The sequence below is a fragment of the Streptomyces mesophilus genome (assembly GCF_040300965.1).
Lineage (GTDB): Bacteria > Actinomycetota > Actinomycetes > Streptomycetales > Streptomycetaceae > Streptomyces > Streptomyces mesophilus_A.
In genome coordinates this window covers 89836-104214 of sequence record NZ_JBEPEW010000008.1, presented here as the reverse complement: position 1 = coordinate 104214, position 14379 = coordinate 89836, and the positions used below count along the sequence as shown (strand labels likewise).

At 70.1% G+C, this 14379-nt stretch carries 13 protein-coding genes and 1 riboswitch; all 13 genes read left to right on the top strand.

Going from position 1 to position 14379, the window contains the following annotated elements; all coding sequences use genetic code 11:
* Nucleotides 1-16: 16 nt before the first annotated feature.
* Nucleotides 17-712 (top strand): hypothetical protein, encoded by a 696-nt coding sequence (locus tag ABT367_RS05320; RefSeq protein ID WP_352249780.1) that lies wholly within the window; start codon nucleotides 17-19, stop codon nucleotides 710-712.
* Complete coding sequence (locus ABT367_RS05315; protein WP_352249779.1) at nucleotides 709-2229, top strand: serine/threonine-protein kinase; 1521 nt, start codon at nucleotides 709-711, stop codon at nucleotides 2227-2229. Before ABT367_RS05320 ends, ABT367_RS05315 begins: the two co-directional genes overlap by 4 nt.
* A gap of 148 nt (nucleotides 2230-2377) precedes the next feature.
* Entirely contained in the window at nucleotides 2378-3028 is a 651-nt protein-coding gene (locus ABT367_RS05310) for a SurA N-terminal domain-containing protein (protein WP_352249777.1), read from the top strand.
* A gap of 60 nt (nucleotides 3029-3088) precedes the next feature.
* Nucleotides 3089-3775 carry a DUF4230 domain-containing protein gene (locus ABT367_RS05305; protein WP_352249776.1) on the top strand — a complete coding sequence of 229 codons (687 nt, stop codon included), beginning with the start codon at nucleotides 3089-3091 and terminating at the stop codon, nucleotides 3773-3775.
* Nucleotides 3776-3842: 67 nt separating this feature from the next.
* Nucleotides 3843-4841, top strand: coding sequence for a nucleoside triphosphate pyrophosphohydrolase (locus tag ABT367_RS05300; RefSeq protein WP_352249774.1), 999 nt, complete (start codon nucleotides 3843-3845; stop codon nucleotides 4839-4841).
* Complete coding sequence (locus ABT367_RS05295; RefSeq protein WP_352249772.1) at nucleotides 4838-6193, top strand: cytochrome P450 family protein; 1356 nt, start codon at nucleotides 4838-4840, stop codon at nucleotides 6191-6193. Before ABT367_RS05300 ends, ABT367_RS05295 begins: the two co-directional genes overlap by 4 nt.
* A 204-nt stretch (nucleotides 6194-6397) precedes the next feature.
* Entirely contained in the window at nucleotides 6398-7450 is a 1053-nt protein-coding gene (locus ABT367_RS05290) for a transglycosylase family protein (protein WP_352249770.1), read from the top strand.
* A gap of 206 nt (nucleotides 7451-7656) precedes the next feature.
* Nucleotides 7657-7865, top strand: a riboswitch (cyclic di-AMP (ydaO/yuaA leader).
* A gap of 3 nt (nucleotides 7866-7868) precedes the next feature.
* Nucleotides 7869-8558, top strand: a complete 690-nt coding sequence (locus ABT367_RS05285; protein ID WP_352249768.1) for a transglycosylase family protein — start codon at nucleotides 7869-7871, stop codon at nucleotides 8556-8558.
* A 329-nt stretch (nucleotides 8559-8887) separates the two neighbouring features.
* Nucleotides 8888-10174 carry a phosphopyruvate hydratase gene (gene eno, locus ABT367_RS05280; RefSeq protein WP_352249767.1) on the top strand — a complete coding sequence of 429 codons (1287 nt, stop codon included), beginning with the start codon at nucleotides 8888-8890 and terminating at the stop codon, nucleotides 10172-10174.
* Between the two features lie 142 nt (nucleotides 10175-10316).
* Entirely contained in the window at nucleotides 10317-10808 is a 492-nt protein-coding gene (locus tag ABT367_RS05275; RefSeq protein ID WP_352249765.1) for an FtsB family cell division protein, read from the top strand.
* Nucleotides 10809-10856: 48 nt separating this feature from the next.
* A complete protein-coding gene (locus tag ABT367_RS05270; RefSeq protein WP_352249763.1) occupies nucleotides 10857-11402 on the top strand; it encodes a DUF501 domain-containing protein in 546 nt (181 codons plus the stop codon).
* A complete protein-coding gene (locus ABT367_RS05265) occupies nucleotides 11399-12340 on the top strand; it encodes a Ppx/GppA phosphatase family protein (RefSeq protein ID WP_352249761.1) in 942 nt (313 codons plus the stop codon). The genes ABT367_RS05270 and ABT367_RS05265 overlap by 4 nt, the downstream gene beginning before the upstream one ends.
* Before the next feature lie 423 nt (nucleotides 12341-12763).
* On the top strand, nucleotides 12764-14173 hold the full coding sequence (locus ABT367_RS05260) for an NAD(P)/FAD-dependent oxidoreductase (protein WP_352249759.1): 1410 nt from the start codon (nucleotides 12764-12766) through the stop codon (nucleotides 14171-14173).
* Nucleotides 14174-14379 lie beyond the last annotated feature (206 nt).

The window sequence follows — 14379 nt, the reverse complement described above, 5'->3', positions numbered from 1 at the left end:
TTTCAGGAGCAGCCCCATGCACGGCCCCGGCTACGCACCACCGCCACGCCGCCGTCCCTCAGACGCGGCGCTGGTGACCCTGCGCGTGGTCTTCGTCGTGCTCGCCATCGGCTTGTGCGGCATGCTCGCCTGGGCGCCGCTGATCCGGGTCGCCGTCCTGACCAAGAAGGCCAAGGACTGGGTGCTGTTCGCCCTGGCCCTGGTGGTGGTCGTGCTGTCCCTCTACCTCATCGGCAACGAACCGACCGATGACATCGACACCAACCAGGAGTGGTTCGGCCTGCTCCTGCTGCTCGGCAACCTCATCGCCTGTGTCACGTACTACCTGTACGCCGACATCAAGCACTTCCACGGCTGGAGCGGCCCGGCCACCCTCGGCTACCCCTCCCTGCAGAAGCAGCCCCCGGCCTACGGCTACCCGCCCACCGCCCCCACCGCGTACGGGCAGGGCCTCCCGCACCAGGGGGTCACCGCGCCGATGCACCCGCAGCAGCAGCAGCCGCCGCCCCTGCCGACCCCGCCGCAGCAGCCGATACCCACCCCGCCGCCGGCCGCGCAGCGCCCCGCGCCCGCGCGTATCGACCAAGTCCGCGCCGAGCTCGATGAGTTGAGCAGCTTCCTGCGCGGACACGACGAACCGTCGAACGGGCGTGATTTCCCGCCGCCGAACAGCCCCAACGACCGTGACCGCCGCCCGGAGGACAACAGGTGAGCGTTCCCGGACGCGTCATCGCCGGCCGCTACGAACTGTCCACGCTCATCGGTCAAGGCGGCATGGGCCAGGTCTGGACGGCATACGACCAGCGCCTCGACCGCCGCGTCGCCGTCAAGCTCCTGCGCCCCGACAAGGTCGCGGGCCAGGAGGCCGACGAGCTGCGCCGCCGCTTCGTGCGCGAGTGCCGCGTCACCGCCCAGGTCGACCACCCCGGCCTCGTCACCGTGCACGACGCGGGCAGCGCGGACGACGACCTCTACCTCGTCATGCAGTACGTCGACGGGTCCGACCTCGCCGACCACCTCGCCGAACACGACCCGTACCCCTGGCCCTGGGCCGTGGCCGTCGCCACCCAGCTGTGCGCGGTGCTCTCCGCGGTGCACGCGGTGCCGATCGTCCACCGCGACCTGAAGCCGCGCAATGTGATGGTCAAGCCCGACGGCACCCTCACCGTCCTCGACCTGGGCGTCGCCTCGGTGATCGACTCCGACACCACCCGCCTCACGCACACCGGCTCGCCGATCGGCAGCCCCGCGTACATGGCACCCGAGCAGGCCATGGGCGGCGCCGTCGGCCCGTACACCGACATCTACGCACTCGGCGTCCTGCTGCACGAACTCCTCAGCGGCAACGTGCCCTTCGCCGGCACCACCGCACTCGGCGTCCTGCACCGGCACCTGTACGAACCCCCGCTGCCCGTACGCCAGTTGCGCCCCGAGACCCCCGAAGCGCTCGAAGCCCTGGTGCTGCGCATGCTCGCCAAGGACCCGCAGCACCGCCCCGCCTCCACCCAGGAGGTGTACGAAGCGCTCGTCCCGCTGCTGCCCACGCGCGGCAACCCGAGCGGACCGCTCGACCCGACCCGCCCGTTCCTGCGCCCCAGCGCACCCTGGCCGGACCGCGCCCGCACACCCGCCGCGCAGCCCACGCCCATGGAGTCCACGAGCAAGCGCCCCGACGTCGCCCAGGCCGTGGACGACGTGAAGCGGCTGCTCGGCGAGGGGCGTATCACCCAGGCCGTCGACATCCTCGGCGCGATCCTGCCGGCCGCAGCCGCGCAGCACGGCGAGCACTCCCCGGTCGTACGCACCCTGCGCAAGCAGTACGCGGCGACCCTGATGGACGACGGCCAGTACCGCCGCGCCCTGCCCGAGCTGCGCCGCCTCGCCGACGAACGCGCCGCCGAGGCGGGCGTCGCCGATCCGGCCGCCCTGCAGTTCCGCTATGACGCCGCCCAGTGCCTCGAGCAGCTCGGCGAGCCGGCCGCCGCCCTCACCGAATACCGGGCGCTCCTTCCGTACTACGAGAACCAGTACGCGACCACCGACCGCGAGATCGCCCTCGAAGTCCGCCGCCGCATCGGCCACTTGCTGCTCGCCCTCGGCGACCGCGCCGCCGCCCACGACATGCTGCGCGCGCTCCTGTACGACGCGGAACGGGTGCACGGACCGGCCCACGCGTTCCCGGGCGAGATCCGCCGCACGCTGCACTGGCTGGGGCAAGTACGGGGCTGACAGCGCACCGGTATGGACGCGCATCCCGAACTGCCCATGAATCGTTGGTCGAACCAGTGGCCGAACACCAGGTCCACTGCCTAACATCGATCACCGCAAGGCTTGTGCACTGACGCACAATCTCGCCGCAGCCGCCGGGAGGCCCCCTTTGCACCGCCGCCGTCGCACCGCGCTCACCGTCTCCGCTGCCCTTCTGGTCGCGGCGCCCCTCCTGGCCGCCTGCTCCAACGAGGCCCATCCCGGCGCCGCCGCCGTCGTCGGCGAGGAGCGCATCTCCATGGCGCAGCTCCAGTCCCGGGTCAACGAGGTGCGCAGCGCCCAGCAGGCGGCCACGGCCAAGACGGACAACTACGCCCAGGCGGTGGAGAAGACCGGCGGCCTCACCCGCGACACCCTCCAGTCGATGGTCCTCGACCGCGTCCTGCACCAGGCCGCCGAGGACGCGGGCGTCACCGTGACCCGCAAGGAGATCCAGGGCCTGCGCGGCGAACTGGTCAAGCAGGCCGGCAGCCAGGAGGCCCTGGAGGCGGGCTGGCTGCAGCAGTACAACATCCCGCCGTCGCGGATCGACGACTCCCTCCGTACGGAGATCGAGGCCCAGAAGCTGTACCAGGCCCTGGGCGCCGACCCCCAGACCGAGACCGGCCAGCAGGCCTTCTGGAAGGCACTCTCGGACGCCTCCCGCTCCCTGGACGTGGACCTCAACCCCCGTTACGGAACCTGGGACATGACCAAGAGCCGCCGCGCGGACACGGTGACCCCGTGGCTGCGTCAGGTCTCAGGGGCCAAGGAGGCGTAAGCGCCCGCTGCTGCGGCCCGCCCGCGGTGTGCCCCGGCCCACCGCGGGAACCCGGCCCGTATGACAACCACCGAGACCGAGCCCCGGCGGCCGCTCGGCAAGGAACGCTCCGCACGCAGGCTGCCTTGGTGGATCAAACTCCCGGCCGCGCTCGTCGTGGTCCTCGTCCTCGTCCTGCTCGCCGGACAGCTGCGTCTGCTGCCCGGCCTCGACGACATCTTCGGTTCCGAGACCAAGGACCGCTCAGGACCCGCCGTGCTGAAGTCGCTGCGGGACATGAGCCGTTACGAAGGGGCCGCCGGCTCCTTCCAGGTCGTCGTCGACCTGGAGAAGGACGCCAAGTTCCTGCCCGACGCGATCCGCGGCACCCGCACCCTGTTCGTCGGCTCCGGCACCGCCAGCGCCTACGTCGACCTCGGTGCCCTGAAGGAGGACAACGTCCGCGTCGACAAGGAACGCACCGCGGCCACCCTCGTCCTGCCGCACGCGAAGCTCGCCAAGGCCACGCTCGACCCCGACCGCTCCTACACCGTCTCCAAGCAGCGCGGACTCCTCGACCGGCTCGGTGACCTGTTCTCCGACAACCCGGCGGGCGAACAGGCCGTGAACAAGCTCGCGGTCCGGCATATCTCCGCCGCCGCGAAGGACAGCGGTCTGACGGCCCGCGCGGAACGCAACACCACCGCGATGCTGGAGGGCCTGCTCACCTCGCTCGGCTTCGAGAAGGTGACGGTGCGCTACGCGTGAGTGCCTGGCGAAGGCGGCTCAGGGCACGGGTGAATCCCCGACGCGGGCGCGGGGTACGTTGGCCGACGTGAACGCTCCCGACGCCCCCGGCCGCCTCGTCCTGCTCACCACGACCCATCGCGTGGCCCCCGGCCTCCTGTCCTGGCCGGCCTGGCAGGCCCTGCACAGCGCCGATCTCGTCCTGTGCGCCGACCCGGGCCACCCCCAACTCCCGTACCTGCGCGAGGCGGGCGTCACCGTGGAGCAGCGCACCCCCACCGCCGAGGAACTCGTCGACGCCTGCGCCGGCGCCCGCACCGTGATCGTGCTCGCGAGCGGCGAGGGCGACCCCCGGCTCACCGACGGGCTTGCCCGGCTCGCGGGCTCGGGCCGTGTGCAGATGCCCGACCTCGAGCTGCTCCCCGGCTCGTACGACCTGCCGGGCGCCCGACTCCTCGACCTCGTCCAGGTCATGGACCGTATCCGCCGCGAGTGCCCCTGGTCCTCGCAGCAGACCCACAAGGGCCTGGCGAAGTACGGCATCGAGGAGGCGTACGAACTCGTCGAGGCCATCGAGGACGGCGACCGTACGGAGCTGCGCGAAGAGCTTGGTGACGTACTCCTCCAGGTCGTCTTCCACGCACGCATCGCCGCCGAGGACGAAGAGGAACCCTTCGACATCGACGACGTCGCGGGCACCATCGTCACCAAACTGATCCACCGCCACCCCCATGTCTTCGGCGACGACACCGCGCAGACCCCCGAAGAGGTCAAGGCGCACTGGCTGCGCACCAAGGCCGAGGAGAAGCAGCGCGACTCGGTCACCGAGGGCGTCCCGCTCGGCCAGCCCGGCCTCGCCCTGGCCGCCAAGCTCGCTTCACGCGTCCGTACGGCAGGGCTCGACGTCCCGCTGCCGCAGGGCGCGGGTCTCGGATACGAGCTGCTCGCCCTGGCCGTACGCGCGGAAGCCGAGGGAATCGACCCGGAGGCCGCACTGCGGGCTGCGGGACGGGCGTACCGGGACGCGATCAGGGTCGTGGAGGCCGGCGAGAAGGGGAGCGAAGGGGCGGATACGGTCGAGGGGTGACCAGCACCGCCCCTGACGGAACCGCCCCGACCGGAACCACGCCGACCGGAACCGCCCCGACCGGAACCACGCCGACCGGAACCGCCCCGACCGGCAGCACTCCGCCCGAACTCTTCACCTGGGAGTTCGCCACCGACCCGTACCCCGCCTACGCCTGGCTGCGCGAGCACGCCCCGGTGCACCGCACCACGCTGCCCAGCGGGGTCGAGGCCTGGCTGGTCACCCGGTACGCCGACGCCAAGCAGGCGCTCGCCGACCAGCGGCTCAGCAAGAACCCGGTGCACCACGCGGGCGATGAACAGACCAAGGGCAGGACGGGCATCCCCGGCGAACGCAAAGCCGACCTGATGACCCATCTGCTCAACATCGACCCGCCGGACCACACCCGGCTCAGGCGGCTGGTCTCGAAGGCGTTCACGCCGCGCAGGGTCGCCGCGTTCGCGCCCCGGGTGCAGGAGCTCACCGACCAGCTCATCGACTCCTTCGCGCAGAAGGGGAGCGCGGATCTGATCCACGAGTTCGCCTTCCCGCTCCCCATCTACGCGATCTGCGATCTGCTCGGCGTACCGGCCGAGGACCAGGACGACTTCCGCGACTGGGCGGGCATGATGATCCGTCATGGCGGCGGGCCGCGCGGGGGAGTGGCGCGCAGCGTCAAGAAGATGCGCGGCTATCTCGCCGAGCTGATCCACCGCAAGCGCGCCGAACTGCCCGAACACCCCGCGCCGGACGAGGACTTGCTGTCCGGTCTCATTCGCGCGAGCGACCACGGCGAGCACCTCACCGAGAACGAAGCGGCCGCGATGGCCTTCATCCTGCTGTTCGCCGGCTTCGAGACCACGGTCAACCTGATCGGCAACGGGACCTATCAGCTCCTCCGTCACCCCGAGCAGCGCGCCCGCCTCCAGGAGGCGCTGGCCGCGGGGGAGCGCGGCCTCCTGGAGACGGGAGTCGAGGAACTCCTGCGCTACGACGGGCCGGTGGAGCTCGCGACCTGGCGTTTCGCCACGCAGCACCTGACGATCGGCGGCCAGGAGATCGCCGTCGGCGACCCCGTCCTCGTCGTCCTCGCCGCCGCCGACCGCGACCCCGAGCGCTTCGAGCAGCCGGACACGCTCGACCTCTCCCGCCGTGACAACCAGCACCTCGGCTACGGGCATGGCATCCACTACTGCCTCGGCGCACCCCTGGCCCGACTGGAAGGACAGGCGGCGCTCGCCACTTTGCTCACGCGTCTGCCGGATCTCCGGCTTGCGGGAGAAGAGGGTGATTTGCGGTGGCGTGGGGGACTCATCATGCGTGGATTGCGGGCGCTACCGGTCGAGTTCACCCCAGAACGCCCTGCCTCGTAACGCGCTGAAGACGCCTCGTAACTGACGGACCGTCAAAACTGTGACTTTCACGTGATCTGCGCTGCATCGACTTGTGACTGACGTTCGAATGCGGCTACGTTCACCGCTTAGCTCAGCTACCACTGGGGACCCAGGACCTGACGTACGTACGGGCCCGAATTCCCCGTGGTCCCTCAGCAGTGCAGTCACGCGAAAGGCGTTCACATGCTTTCCGGGAACGGTCGTCACCGTCGGCCCCGCCAGGTCCCCGGCCTGGTCGTCGCAGCCGGCGTCACCGGCTCAGCGCTCGCCCTGCCGCTGTTCGGCGCCACGGGCGCGAGCGCGGCCGACGGCTCCAGCTGGGACCGTCTCGCCGAGTGCGAGAGCGGCGGCGTGTGGAGTGCGAACTTCGGCAACGGGTACTACGGCGGGCTGCAGTTCGACCAGGCGACCTGGGAGGAGTTCGGCGGGCTCGACTATGCGCCGACCGCCGATCTGGCCAGCCGTGGCGAGCAGATAGCCGTGGCCGAGAAGGTCGTCGCGGCGCAGGGCCCGCAGGCCTGGGCCACGTGCGCGCCGATCGCCGGGCTCGTGACGTCATCGCCGAGCGCCACGCCGGACAGCGAGCGGGGCAAGACCCAGGACGGCAAGGGCGAGTCCGGCAAGCCGGACAAGTCCGAGCAGGCGGACGGCGGCGCGACCTCGGATGCGGACGGGTCGACCGCTTCGCCGGAACCCTCCGCCTCGACCTCTTCCGACCCTTCCGCCTCGGCGACGCCCGACCCTTCCGCCTCGGCCACTCCCGGCTTCGGTGACCTGCCGCTGTTCGGCGAGAGCGACTGGAACCTCGGCGGCTCCTCCGTGTCCCCCTCGTCCCCCTCGGATGATTCCGGCATTCCGGATGGCCTGCCCACTCCGGGCACCACGGAGGGCGGCGGCGCGGCCGGAAGTGACGAAACCGACAACTCCGGCGGCGATTCCACCACTTCGCCCGACGGGTCCTCCGGCCGCCACCGCGGCGACCGCGCTCCCGACGACACCGCCGAAGCCGACCGCGGCTCCTCCGGCCGGCACGCCTCGCGTGACGACGCGGCGCGCGATGAGGGCGCCGAGGGTGACGCGTACACCGTGCGGCCCGGCGACAGCCTCTGGGGCATCGCGGACGACCAGCAGGTCGAGGGCGGCTGGACTTCCCTTTACGCCGGCAACCGCATGGTCATCGGCGACGACCCGAACTTCATCGTGCCTGGCCAGGACCTCGCGCTCGGTCAGAACTGACGCGATAACAGGGGTGTGGACATAGGCGAGTTCGGCCGCGAATGTCCGTAATAAAGGAGCTTCGGGCGAAGTGAGAGATGGGTCTCACCACCCCTGATCCTCTTTGAAATTCGGGCGTTTGCCTGTTTACGGTCGTGACCGCTCGCCATTGGTGAGCCCCGACGACCGCACGCCGAATCCTGCCGGCGGACGTACGGGAACAGTCGTCGCGTCATGCGCCGTAGGCAGGAGCGGGGGACCCAAGGTTTGCGCCGTGGGCGGCGGTTGAGAGACCGCCAACCCGGCTTGGGGTGAAGTGTCCGATATCGATACGTGGATACACGTGCATTACGTGGATACGCGTGCATATCGGACACCGGGTACTCACTGCACCCGAACCCGACAGCTCACCTCGCAGGCGTCGGTGAGGGGAAACTCCATGCTGTTTTCGGGCAAGGGCACTGGCAAGCACCGTCGTCTGACCAAGGGCGAGAAGGCCGTTCGCGCCGTCACGCTGGCCGGTGTCGCCGGCACCGCGATCGCCGCGCCGCTGATGACCGCCGGCACCGCCTCCGCCGCGACCACCTCCGAGTGGGACCAGGTCGCCCAGTGCGAGTCGGGCGGCAACTGGTCGATCAACACCGGCAACGGCTACTACGGCGGCCTGCAGTTCTCGGCCTCCACCTGGTCCGGCTACGGCGGCACGGCCTACGCGCCCACTGCCGACCAGGCCACCAAGGAGCAGCAGATAGCCATCGGGGAGAAGGTCCTCGCGGGCCAGGGCAAGGGTGCCTGGCCGAGCTGTGGCGTGGGCCTGTCCAACGCCTCGAACGACGCCGGCGCCGCGCAGGAGGCCGCCCCGCAGCAGGAGGCCCCGAAGCAGGAGTCCGCGCCGCAGCGCGAGTCCGCGCCGAAGGCCGACCGCTCGCAGCGCACCGTCGAGACCCCGACCGGCAAGAAGGTCAAGAAGGGTGACGGCGAGTACAAGGTGAAGTCCGGCGACACCCTCTCGAAGATCGCCGAGGCGCATGACGTCAAGGGCGGCTGGGAGAAGCTCTTCAAGCTGAACGACGACATCGTCGACGACGCGGACTTCATCTTCCCGGGGCAGCAGCTCCACTTGAGCTGAGCCGTCGGCTCCACCTGAGCCGGCCACCCCGGGCGATTCCCCCCACGCCCCCACACTCCCGCCCCGGCGCGCTCTCCCCCGTGCGCGTCGGGGCGGGTTCCTTTTGCGCGCCAGGCGAACAAACCCCTGCCCGATATGCCCGGCCCGTTCCGTACCGGCCGGTAATAAAGCCGCCCGACCAGAGGCCCTTCTGCCCCGTATTACGGGCCTTCGGGCCTCTTTTCGTCCCAGGGGACGGGCGGTCGGCTGGCCGATGCCTCAGAGCCGGTTAGGCTCTTGTCGCAAGGCCAAAGCGACCCTGCACTTCTAGCGTCACATCCCAGAAGGAGATGCTCGTGCCGTCCATCGACGTCGTCGTAGCCCGGGAAATCCTGGACTCCCGAGGCAACCCCACGGTCGAGGTCGAGGTTGGCCTCGACGATGGCAGCACCGGCCGTGCTGCCGTTCCGTCCGGTGCCTCCACCGGTGCGTTCGAGGCTGTGGAGCTCCGTGACGGAGACGCCAACCGCTACCAGGGCAAGGGTGTCGAGAAGGCCGTTCTGGCCGTCATCGAGCAGCTCGGCCCGGAGCTCGTCGGCTACGACGCCACCGAGCAGCGCCTCATCGACCAGGCCATGATCGACCTGGACGCCACCGACAACAAGGGCTCCCTCGGCGCCAACGCCATCCTCGGCGTCTCGCTCGCCGTCGCGCACGCCGCCTCCGAGGCCAGCGACCTTCCGCTGTTCCGTTACCTCGGCGGTCCGAACGCGCACCTGCTGCCCGTTCCGATGATGAACATCCTCAACGGTGGCTCCCACGCGGACTCCAACGTCGACATCCAGGAGTTCATGATCGCCCCGATCGGCGCGGAGTCCTTCTCCGAGGCCCTTCGCTGGGGCACCGAGGTCTACCACACGCTGAAGTCCGTGCTGAAGAGCAAGGGCCTGGCCACCGGCCTCGGCGACGAGGGCGGCTTCGCCCCGAACCTGGACTCCAACCGCGAGGCCCTCGACCTGATCGTCGAGGCCATCAAGCAGGCCGGTTACGTTCCCGGCCAGCAGATCGCGCTCGCCCTGGACGTCGCCGCCTCCGAGTTCTACAAGGACGGCAAGTACCAGTTCGAGGGCAAGGAGCTCTCCGCCGCCGAAATGACGGAGTACTACGAGGAGCTCGTGTCGAGCTACCCGATGGTCTCCATCGAGGACCCGCTGTTCGAGGACGACTGGGCGGGCTGGAAGGTCCTCACCGACAAGCTGGGCGACAAGGTCCAGATCGTCGGCGACGACTTCTTCGTCACCAACCCGGAGCGCCTGGCCCGCGGCATCGAGGAGGGCTCCGCGAACGCCCTCCTGGTGAAGGTGAACCAGATCGGTTCGCTCACCGAGACCCTCGAGGCCGTCTCGCTCGCGCAGTCCAACGGCTACAAGTGCATGATGTCCCACCGCTCCGGCGAGACCGAGGACGTCACCATCGCCGACCTGGCCGTCGCCACCAACTGCGGCCAGATCAAGACCGGCGCCCCGGCCCGCTCCGAGCGCGTCGCCAAGTACAACCAGCTGCTTCGTATCGAGGAGATCCTCGACGACGCCGCGGTGTACGCCGGCCGCAGCGCCTTCCCGCGCTTCAAGGGCTGAGCACCGCTCTTCCCGAGCTGATGAATCGGCCCGTCAGGGCTGATCACAGCCCTGGCTAGCCAGTCGTCCGTACGTCCCCGCACCCGGTCCCGTACCGTGTGCGGGGACGTCGGCGTATAGGGGAGCAGGGGAGGCGGGAGAGATGGCCGGGAAGGACCACCGGGACCGGTTCTCCACCACGACGAGGCTGCGGCTGCTCGGTGAACAGACCGCCGCCCGCGTCTACCGTTCCCAGACCCGCCGCCAGGCCCGTCGCTCCCGGCTCACCGGCCGCGCGGCACTGCTCGCGCTGGTCGTCTGCTCGCTGATCGTGGCGCTCGCCTATCCCATAAGGCAGTACGTCGCCCAGCGCGCCGACATCGCCGAGCAGCAGCGGCTCCTCGACGAGGAGCGCGCCGAGACCGAGCGGCTGCGCGACGAGAAGGCCCGCTGGCAGGACCCGGCCTACATCGAGCGCCAGGCCCGCGAGCGGCTGCACATGGTGCACCCCGGCGAGACCGGCTACACCGTGGTCGACCCGTCCGCCGCCCGCGAGCGCCGCAAGGACACCAAGGCGACCGCCGACCGCGCCTGGTACGTGAACCTCTTCGACGGCGTCGACACCATGGACCGCGCCGGCCAGGCCGCCGACTGACCCACCCGCTCTTTTGCTGTTCCGCTCTCTTCAATGGAAAGACCAGGCATGGAAACCCCGCCGCCCTCCACCCCGCGCACCGAGCCCACCGACGCCGACGTCGAGGCCTTCAAGCAGCAGCTCGGCCGGCCGCCGCGCGGTCTGCGGGCCATCGCGCACCGCTGCCCCTGCGGCCAGCCGGACGTCGTCGAGACCGCGCCGCGGCTGCCCGACGGCACGCCCTTCCCGACGCTGTACTACCTGACGTGCCCCAAGGCCTCCTCGGCCATCGGCACGCTCGAGGCGAACGGCGTGATGAAGGAGATGACCGAGCGCCTGAAGACGGACCCGGAGCTCGCCGCCGCCTACCGCGCGGCGCACGAGGACTACATCAAGCGCCGCGACGCGATCGAGGTGCTCCAGGGCTTCCCGTCGGCGGGCGGTATGCCGGACCGCGTGAAGTGCCTGCACGTCCTGGTCGGCCACTCGCTCGCGGCCGGTCCCGGTGTGAACCCGCTCGGCGACGAGGCGCTCGCGATGCTGCCCGAGTGGTGGCGCAAGGGCGCGTGTGTGACGCCCGACGGGTCCGCCGATGACGCGGAGGACGCGCAGTGACCCGTGTCGCCGCCATCGACTGCGGTACGAACTCGATCCGCCTCCTGGTCGCCGACGCCGACCCCGCCACGGGTGAACTCGTCGACCTGGACCGCCGGATGACGATCGTCCGCCTCGGCCAGGGCGTCGACCGCACCGGCCGCCTCGCCCCCGAGGCCCTGGAGCGCACGTTCGCCGTGTGCCGCGAATACGCCGCCGCCATCAAGGAGTTGGGCGCCGAGAAGATCCGCTTCGTGGCGACCTCGGCCTCGCGGGACGCGTCGAACCGGGATGATTTCGTACGGGGCGTCCTGGAGATCCTGGGGGTCGAACCGGAGGTCATCAGCGGTGACCAGGAGGCGGAGTTCTCCTTCACCGGCGCGACCAAGGAGCTGACCGGCAGCAGCGACCTGGCGAAGCCGTACCTCGTGGTCGACATCGGCGGCGGATCCACGGAGTTCGTGGTCGGCGGCTCCCGCGTGGAGGCCGCCCGCAGCGTGGACGTCGGCTGCGTGCGCATGACCGAGCGCCATCTCGTCGTCGGCGGTGAGGTCGTCGACCCGCCGACCCCGGACCGTATCGCCGCGATCCGCGCCGATATCGCGGCCGCACTCGACCTCGCCGAGCAGACCGTCCCGCTGCGCGAGGCGCGCACGCTCGTCGGCCTCGCCGGCTCGGTCACGACGGTCGCCGCGATCGCGCTCGGGCTGCCCGAGTACGACTCGGCCGCGATCCACCACTCCCGTATCCCGTACGGGCAGGTCGCGGCCGTGGTCGAGCGCCTGACGGCCGCGACGCACGACGAGCGGGCCGCGATCCCCGTGATGCACCCGGGGCGCGTGGACGTCATCGCGGCGGGCGCGCTGGTGCTCCTCATGATCATGGAGCGGATCGGGGCGTCCGAGGTCGTCGTCAGCGAGCACGACATCCTCGACGGGATCGCCTGGTCGATCGCCTAGTTCGCTCGTCGATGCCCTTGATCGATTGCCTCAGGGGCCTTGGAATCCACGGAAGTCGGGCCGGAAGGGGGCCTTCCGGCCCGTCGTCCACAGGAACTTCGTGAAGTTCTTCACAAGGAAATGGCGCCCCTTGGGTGAACAGGGCGGCCCCGGAGTCCGAATCGGGGACATGATCATGGTGCGCGCGTTGATTCCGGGGCGTTCCGCGTCTGTGACGCCGAGGTGAACGCGGGCAGTGGTCCACTGTGTGGATCCCCGGGAAACCCAGCTCAATAGGGGTGAACAACGTTCTCCCGTACCCCATGGTTCCCTCGCGTGACCATGAGCTGCATCACGCGAGCCGCGCAGTGTAGCAGAGGGTCCCGGCAACCTTGTGAAGGGGCGCACGAGCGACCCCTGCCGACCGGGTGGATACTCGATGGCATGAGCACCACGGAGCGTCCCAGGATCCTCGTAGTAGGTGGCGGGTACGTAGGCCTGTACGCAGCGCGACGCATTCTCAAGAAGATGCGTTACGCGGAAGCGACCGTCACGGTCGTCGACCCGCGCTCGTACATGACGTATCAGCCCTTCCTCCCCGAAGCTGCTGCCGGCAGCATCTCGCCGAGGCACGTCGTCGTACCGCTGCGACGCGTTCTGCCCAAGGCCGAGGTGCTCACCGGTCGCGTCACGAACATCGACCAGGACCGCAAGGTCGCCTCCATCGCCCCGCTGGTCGGCGAGGCGTACGAGCTGCCCTTCGACTACCTGGTCATCGCGCTCGGCGCCATCTCCCGCACCTTCCCGATCCCCGGCCTCGCCGAGCAGGGCATCGGTATGAAGGGCATCGAGGAGGCGATCGGCCTGCGCAACCACGTCCTCGAGCAGCTCGACAAGGCCGACTCCACCAAGGACGAGGAGGTCCGCCGCAAGGCGCTGACCTTCGTGTTCGTCGGTGGTGGCTTCGCCGGAGCCGAGACGATCGGCGAGGTCGAGGACATGGCCCGCGACGCGGCCAAGTACTACAACAACGTCAAGCGCGAGGACATGCGGTTCGTCCTCGTCGACGCCGCGGACAAGATCCTTCCCGAGGTCGGCCCGAAGCTCGGCCAGTACGGCAAGGAGCACCTCGAAGGCCGCGGTATCGAGGTCTACCTGTCGACGTCGATGGACTCCTGCGTCGACGGCCACGTGGTCCTCAAGAACGGCCTCGAGGTCGACTCCAACACGATCGTGTGGACCGCGGGCGTCAAGCCCAACCCGGCGCTGCAGCGCTTCGGTCTGCCGCTCGGCCCGCGCGGCCACGTCGACACCCAGACGACCCTCCAGGTCCAGGGCACCGACTACATCTGGGCCGCGGGCGACAACGCCCAGGTGCCGGACCTCGCCGTCGGCGAGGGTGCCTGGTGCCCGCCGAACGCCCAGCACGCGCTGCGTCAGGCGAAGGTCCTGGGCGACAACGTGATCTCCGGTATGCGGGGCTTCCCGCAGAAGGAGTACAAGCACGCCAACAAGGGTGCGGTGGCGGGCCTCGGCCTCCACAAGGGCGTCGCGATGATCGTCATGGGCAAGATGAAGATCAAGCTCAAGGGCCGTCTCGCCTGGTACATGCACCGCGCGTACCACGGCATGGCGATGCCGACGTTCAACCGCAAGATCCGGGTCTTCGCGGACTGGACCCTCGCGATGTTCCTCAAGCGCGAGGTCGTCTCGCTCGGTGCCCTCGAGGCCCCGCGCGAGGAGTTCTTCGAGGCGGCGCGCCCCGCCCCGGTGGCTCAGACCTCCGCGGAGCGGCCCCCGGCCGCGGCCGCATCGTCGTCGACCTCGTCGTCGGAGAAGGCCAAGGCCTCCTGACGCCGTAACGGCTCCAGCTCACGCCCGAAGGGGCCGCCCGCCATCCGTGGTGCGGGCGGCCCCTTCGGCGTTGGGGGCTTCGGCGGATGGGGCCCTTTGGCGGGTCGGGCTCCTTCGGCGTTGGGGCCCTTTGGCGTTGGGGTGACCGCGGCTTCGGCGCTTGGGGCTCCTTCGGCGTTGAGGCGACTAAGGCTTCGGCGTTGGGG

What these genes read in the sequence shown, in the direction of transcription:
- ABT367_RS05270 (WP_352249763.1), top strand. Translation starts at nt 10,857, where the DNA reads ATGGAAACCCCGCCGCCCTCCACCCCGCGCACCGAGCCCACCGACGCC.
- ABT367_RS05320 (WP_352249780.1), top strand. Translation starts at nt 17, where the DNA reads ATGCACGGCCCCGGCTACGCACCACCGCCACGCCGCCGTCCCTCAGAC.
- ABT367_RS05260 (WP_352249759.1), top strand. Translation starts at nt 12,764, where the DNA reads ATGAGCACCACGGAGCGTCCCAGGATCCTCGTAGTAGGTGGCGGGTAC.
- ABT367_RS05305 (WP_352249776.1), top strand. Translation starts at nt 3,089, where the DNA reads ATGACAACCACCGAGACCGAGCCCCGGCGGCCGCTCGGCAAGGAACGC.
- ABT367_RS05285 (WP_352249768.1), top strand. Translation starts at nt 7,869, where the DNA reads ATGCTGTTTTCGGGCAAGGGCACTGGCAAGCACCGTCGTCTGACCAAG.
- ABT367_RS05290 (WP_352249770.1), top strand. Translation starts at nt 6,398, where the DNA reads ATGCTTTCCGGGAACGGTCGTCACCGTCGGCCCCGCCAGGTCCCCGGC.
- ABT367_RS05275 (WP_352249765.1), top strand. Translation starts at nt 10,317, where the DNA reads ATGGCCGGGAAGGACCACCGGGACCGGTTCTCCACCACGACGAGGCTG.
- eno (WP_352249767.1), top strand. Translation starts at nt 8,888, where the DNA reads ATGCTCGTGCCGTCCATCGACGTCGTCGTAGCCCGGGAAATCCTGGAC.